Here is a 2,241-nt window from a genome sequence, read left to right on the forward strand (position 1 = left end):
TACATCTGCTCGTGGGGCGGCCCAGGCGGACCCCGACAGACCCGCGCCGCCACCCGCGTCGAGCTGACCGGCCCGAAGGAGCCGCGCCCCATGAGCCAGACCCCGTATTCCACACCCCGCGACCGGGGCCAGCGGGCCGAGGCCCGCAGGCCGGGGCTCGCGGGGCGGGGCTCGCGGGGCGGGGCTCGGGCCTCCGCGGGGCCCGTCACCCCCGCTTGCAGATGCGGTCCAGCAGATTCGCCGTCGCGCGCTGGATCCGCTCGTCCGTATGCCCCGGACGGTCCAGTGCGGGCGACCACGCGAACGTCCCCGACGCGAACACCAGAGCGCCGCTCGGGGCCCGGTAGAGCGAGGTCTCCTGATGGCGGAGGGCCCCCTCCGTGTCCCGGTACGGGGAGTGGGCCAGCAGGATCCGGCGGAGGTGCTCGGGCAGGACGGTGCGCGGGAAGTAGCGGTCGGCCTCGCCCGCCACCAGGCCGGGCAGTTCGTCGCCCTCCGCCGCGCCCGTCGCCTCCCACAGCCAGTGCCCGGCGTTGCGCACGACCAGCGGGCTCGGCTCGGGCACCCGGCCCGCGTACTGGATGCCGATCAGCTGCTGCTCGGGCGCGGTCTCCCGCCACAGCGCCGAGCGGCCGGGGCCGCGGCGCTTGTGGCAGGTCAGCAGCCGGTCCGGACCGGAGGGCGAGGGGGAGAGTTCGACCTGCCAGTACATGGTGTTCGCGGAGAGGAAGACCAGTGAGGTGCCGCTGTCCCGGGCCGACTCCACGGTGCGGCGCATCGGCGCCGACCAGTACTCGTCATGGCCGGGGAAGACCAGCCCCCGGTAGCGGGTGGGGTCGACATCGCCCGCGTGCAGATCGCGCGTCTCGGCGTAGGCCAGGTCGTAGCCGTAGCGCTCGGCCCAGCGGACGAAGTCGTAGGCGTGTCCCACGTGGAGGGGCAGCCCCGCGCCCGCGTACGGCCGGTCGAAGGAGACCGTGGTCGCCGCCTCCGACTCGCCCAGCAGCTTTCCCCGCTCGTCCCAGGCGTGGTAGAGGCTGGCGCCGGTCCGGCCGTCCTCCGGGTAGAGGTTGTACGCCTGCCAGGTGAGGTCCGGCAGGACGAGCAGGAGATCGGCGGGGCGGGCGTCGCGCACGGTGAACGGGATGTGGCTGCGGTAGCCGTCCACGGTGGTCAGCACCGCGACATAGGCGCCGGGCTTCCAGTACGAGGGGATCTGCAGCCGCCAGGACAGCCACCAGTGGTGGCAGGAGACGGTGCGGTCGGCGGTGAGCGGGGGCGGCTGGACGATCCCGGACAGCCGGGGGCTGGTGGTGATCTTCAGCGCGCCAGCGCCGTCGTAGTAGCCGATGCGGTAGACGTCCACGCTGAACTGCTGGGGCGGGTCCACCGTGATCCGGAAGTCGATGGCCTCGCCGGGGGCGGCCGCGGAGGTGGAGGGGAAGCCCTTGATCTGCCGGTGGACGTCGTCGGCGGTGCGGGGACCGGGGATCCTGGCGGGGCCCTGCGCACCGGACCGCTCGGCCACCCGGTCGATGGCTCCGGAGAGGTGGACGTGGTCGACGTACCACGGGACCACCCGGCCGGTGTCGTCGAAGTAGTTCTCGCTGTCGCGCAACCAGGGCAGTGGGCCCTGGCCGAAAGGATCCGTCACCGCGTGGGCGAGCGCCCCCGACTCCCAGCGCCGGATCTGGTCCGTCCCCATCAACTGCTCCCCTCCCTGCGTACCCGGCGGCGCCTCGCCTCGCTGTTCTCGCACACCGCACCGCCGCGGGTCCGGCCTTGTGGGCCGGGCTGCGGAGCCGGTCTGGCGGTCCGGGCCGGTGGGCCGGAACTCCTGGGCCGGGTAAACAGCGACCGGACCAAGCACATCACATTACGCACCCACTCCGTCACCGATAGTCGCCAATTTGCCGAAACAGCCACCGAACGCGCGACAAGACTGGACACAGGGCCGTATTCGGGCCGGATACCGGGCCCGTATCCGGGACGGTATTTGGCTCTACCCGAGCCGGACGGGCTTCTCCGGGCGGACGCCCACCTCGCCGAGCCAGGCGCGCAGCGGCCCGTCGTCGCCGTCCTCCACCAGGCTCAGCACCGGACGGGTCAGATCGGCCCGGCGCCGCCCGCCGACGAGCAGCGCGGGCCCGTCGAGCCAGTCGAGGCCGGGGGACGCGCCCGCGGTGTCCACGGCGGCGCAGCACACCATGGCGGTGACATGGTCGGCGAGCAGCTCACGGC

At 73.4% G+C, this 2,241-nt stretch carries 1 protein-coding gene and 1 pseudogene; both read right to left on the bottom strand.

The window, feature by feature from the left end; translation table 11 throughout:
• Window positions 1-205: 205 nt before the first annotated feature.
• The gene (locus AXW62_RS29160) at window positions 206-1,705 is read right to left on the bottom strand and encodes a N,N-dimethylformamidase beta subunit family domain-containing protein (RefSeq protein ID WP_060947152.1); all 1,500 of its coding nucleotides are present in this window, start codon (window positions 1,703-1,705) and stop codon (window positions 206-208) included.
• 297 nt (window positions 1,706-2,002) lie between these two features.
• Window positions 2,003-2,241 (bottom strand): annotated as a pseudogene (locus AXW62_RS29165) (hypothetical protein); the annotation flags it as partial.

This window comes from Streptomyces hygroscopicus subsp. hygroscopicus (assembly GCF_001553455.1).
GTDB lineage: Bacteria > Actinomycetota > Actinomycetes > Streptomycetales > Streptomycetaceae > Streptomyces > Streptomyces hygroscopicus.

Coding starts and splice junctions, on each gene's coding strand:
- AXW62_RS29160 (WP_060947152.1), bottom strand. CDS start 1,705: ATGGGGACGGACCAGATCCGGCGCTGGGAGTCGGGGGCGCTCGCCCAC.